Origin of the sequence: Bacillus sp. GMa5/1, assembly GCF_050172015.1 — a bacterium.
GTDB lineage: Bacteria > Bacillota > Bacilli > Bacillales > Bacillaceae_G > Bacillus_A > Bacillus_A cereus.
This window is the reverse complement of the sequence record NZ_JBNLYC010000307.1, coordinates 1-3231: the sequence shown is the minus strand read 5'-3', so window position 1 is coordinate 3231 and position 3231 is coordinate 1. Positions and strand designations below refer to the sequence as shown.

Below are 3231 nucleotides of genomic sequence, written 5' to 3'. Positions count from 1 at the left end.
GTATAACAGCTATTGCTTTAAATAATTTAGGCTTTTTGTACTATAACTTAAAAGATTATGCAAAAGCAAAAGATTATTATTTACAATGCCTAAAGTACAAAAAGGAAGAGGATTTAAATTATATTGATGCAGTGTATGAGATCGCTTTGCAGTGTATTGAATTAAAAGAATTTGAAGAAGCGAAAGATTGGATTAATAAAGGGATAGATGTTGCCAAGAGGGATGAAAAGTATAAAAGTATGCTATATATACTTTCAATGCTTAAGAATAAATACTTTGAAACGAAAGATGTTTATAAAAGATTTTTAGAAGTTGAGGCAATCCCATTTTTTAGAGGCGAAGAAAATAAAAAGGAATTAAAAATGGTGTATTTAGAACTAGCAGGATATCACGAGGAATTACTAGAATTTAAGGAAAGTAATAACTACTATAAATTAGCAATTAATTTATTAGAAGAAAAGGGAGGAAAATAATATGAAAAAAATAATTATTGGTGCTTTGGCTTTGGTAGCTGTATTAGTGGTATTGGAACCGCAATATGCTTGGACATCGGATATTTATGGTCAAGGAGAAAAAGTAGTAGAATTAATAAATTCTTAACAGAAACCCCTTTCCAACAGGAAAGGGGTTTTTCAATATTTGTTCCTCAAAATTCTACAAAACTTGAGAAAAAAATTATTTGAATTTTTAGTATATTAATAGTGGAAACATAATGCTAATATGAAACTACTCTTTTTCAAAAAAAATTTTTATTAGGGGGAAGGTTCATGAAAAAGAAAAGTTTAGCGTTAGTGTTAGCGACAGGAATGGCAGTTACAACGTTTGGAGGGACAGGCTCTGCATTTGCGGATTCTAAAAATGTGCTCTCTACGAAGAAGTACAATGAGACGGTGCAGTCACCTGAGTTTATTTCTGGTGATCTAACTGAAGCAACTGGCAAGAAAGCAGAATCTGTTGTGTTTGATTACTTAAACGCAGCAAAAGGTGATTACAAGCTAGGGGAAAAGAGTGCACAAGATTCTTTCAAAGTGAAACAAGTGAAGAAAGATGCTGTAACTGATTCAACAGTAGTACGTATGCAACAAGTTTACGAAGGAGTGCCTGTATGGGGTTCTACTCAAGTAGCTCACGTAAGTAAAGACGGTTCTTTAAAAGTATTGTCTGGAACAGTTGCACCTGATTTAGACAAAAAGGAAAAGTTGAAAAATAAAAATAAGATTGAAGGCGCAAAAGCAATTGAAATCGCGCAGCAAGATTTAGGGGTAACACCGAAATATGAAGTAGAACCAAAAGCGGACTTATATGTATATCAAAACGGTGAGGAAACAACATATGCATATGTTGTAAATCTAAACTTCTTAGATCCAAGCCCAGGAAACTACTACTATTTCATTGAGGCAGACAGCGGTAAAGTATTAAATAAGTTTAATACAATTGATCATGTGACGAATGATGATAAGTCACCAGTTAAGCAAGAGGCTCCTAAACAGGATGCGAAAGCTGTTGTAAAGCCTGTAACAGGAACGAATAAAGTAGGAACTGGTAAAGGTGTATTAGGAGATACGAAGTCGCTTAATACAACGTTATCTGGATCATCTTACTACTTACAAGATAATACACGCGGGGCAACGATTTTCACATATGATGCGAAAAACCGTTCAACATTACCAGGAACATTATGGGCAGATGCAGATAATGTTTTCAATGCAGCGTATGATGCAGCAGCAGTAGATGCTCATTACTATGCAGGTAAAACATATGATTACTATAAAGCTACGTTTAATAGAAATTCTATTAATGATGCAGGAGCACCGTTAAAATCGACAGTTCATTACGGAAGTAATTATAACAATGCATTCTGGAACGGATCACAGATGGTATACGGAGATGGTGATGGTGTAACGTTTACTTCATTATCTGGTGGAATTGATGTAATTGGTCACGAGTTAACGCATGCTGTTACGGAAAATAGTTCAAATCTAATTTATCAAAATGAATCTGGGGCTTTAAATGAAGCGATTTCTGATATCTTTGGTACTTTAGTAGAATTCTATGATAACCGTAACCCGGATTGGGAGATTGGTGAAGATATTTACACACCTGGTAAAGCAGGAGACGCACTTCGCTCTATGAGTGATCCTACGAAGTATGGTGATCCAGACCATTATTCTAAGCGTTACACTGGTTCAAGTGATAACGGTGGTGTTCATACAAACAGTGGCATTATTAATAAACAAGCTTATTTATTAGCAAATGGTGGTACGCATTATGGTGTAACTGTAACTGGTATCGGTAAAGATAAATTAGGTGCGATTTACTACCGTGCAAATACACAGTATTTCACGCAATCTACTACATTTAGCCAAGCTCGTGCTGGTGCAGTACAAGCTGCTGCAGACTTATATGGTGCAAATTCTGCTGAAGTAGCAGCAGTTAAGCAATCATTTAGTGCTGTTGGTGTAAACTAAGGCTTTAAGGAAGAGCTAGTAATAAAATACCTCAAAAATAAAGAAGGAGCATAGGCTCCTTCTTTATTTTTTTCTCCATTTTTTCCACAAATAAAACAATCCAATAACGCCTGCGATTGTTACAACCCACTTCGCTTCATTTGTTCCGTTCATGACTTGGTATGCCGAATATACTTCAATCAATAAGGCCGGTATTTTACCTATTGTACTGGCAATACTGAAGGAGAGTAATGACATTTTCCCTAGAGCTGCAAATAAAGTCACGATACTTGATGGGATGAAAGGTATCAATCGAAACGATAGAACGAGTAGAAAGGCCTCTCTACCTTCTACATAAAGAAGACGCTCTACCTTTGGGTACTTATTTACTTTATCGTGAGTGAACTTTTGAAGGCCCAGGCGGTAAATATAAAACGAGATAATAGCCCCTAAGGCCTCACCTGTGATCGAAATGATTGTGCCATTTGTTACACCGAAGAGCTGTATATTAATGGCGGTTAAAAAGATGCTAGGAATAACACCTAAAAGACTAATGATGATGTTAATTAAGATACTAAGTGGAATTGCGATTGAATAGTATTCTGTTAAGAAATTTTGAATCGTTTCAGCCATTGTTTAAAATCCTTTATCTTTTTTTGCATTACACCATATTTCGATTGTATAGGCAAGGGGAAATTTACATAATGTAGAAAAACGTTGATAAGAAGGGTCCTGATACCTTATATAGGTATTAGGTATATAAAAATAGGGGTATTTTAAATCG

Annotated in this window: 4 protein-coding genes; 3 read left to right on the top strand and 1 reads right to left on the bottom strand. The window is 35.3% G+C overall.

Annotation, left to right across the window (positions count from 1 at the left end):
* The 3 genes from ACQGSG_RS27835 to ACQGSG_RS27825 form a co-directional block, all read left to right on the top strand.
* On the top strand, positions 1-473 hold a 473-nt coding region (locus ACQGSG_RS27835), incomplete at its 5' end, for a tetratricopeptide repeat protein (RefSeq protein ID WP_426948556.1).
* Position 474: 1 nt separating this feature from the next.
* Positions 475-600 carry an NprX family peptide pheromone gene (locus ACQGSG_RS27830; protein WP_000720172.1) on the top strand — a complete coding sequence of 42 codons (126 nt, stop codon included), beginning with the start codon at positions 475-477 and terminating at the stop codon, positions 598-600.
* Between the two features lie 167 nt (positions 601-767).
* The gene (locus tag ACQGSG_RS27825) at positions 768-2468 is read left to right on the top strand and encodes a M4 family metallopeptidase (protein ID WP_000730369.1); all 1701 of its coding nucleotides are present in this window, start codon (positions 768-770) and stop codon (positions 2466-2468) included.
* Between the two features lie 63 nt (positions 2469-2531).
* On the opposite strand, the gene ACQGSG_RS27820 is transcribed toward ACQGSG_RS27825, so the two are convergent.
* Positions 2532-3080: a TVP38/TMEM64 family protein gene (locus ACQGSG_RS27820; protein ID WP_044584122.1), complete on the bottom strand. Its 549-nt coding sequence runs from the start codon at positions 3078-3080 to the stop codon at positions 2532-2534.
* Between the last annotated feature and the right edge of the window lie 151 nt (positions 3081-3231).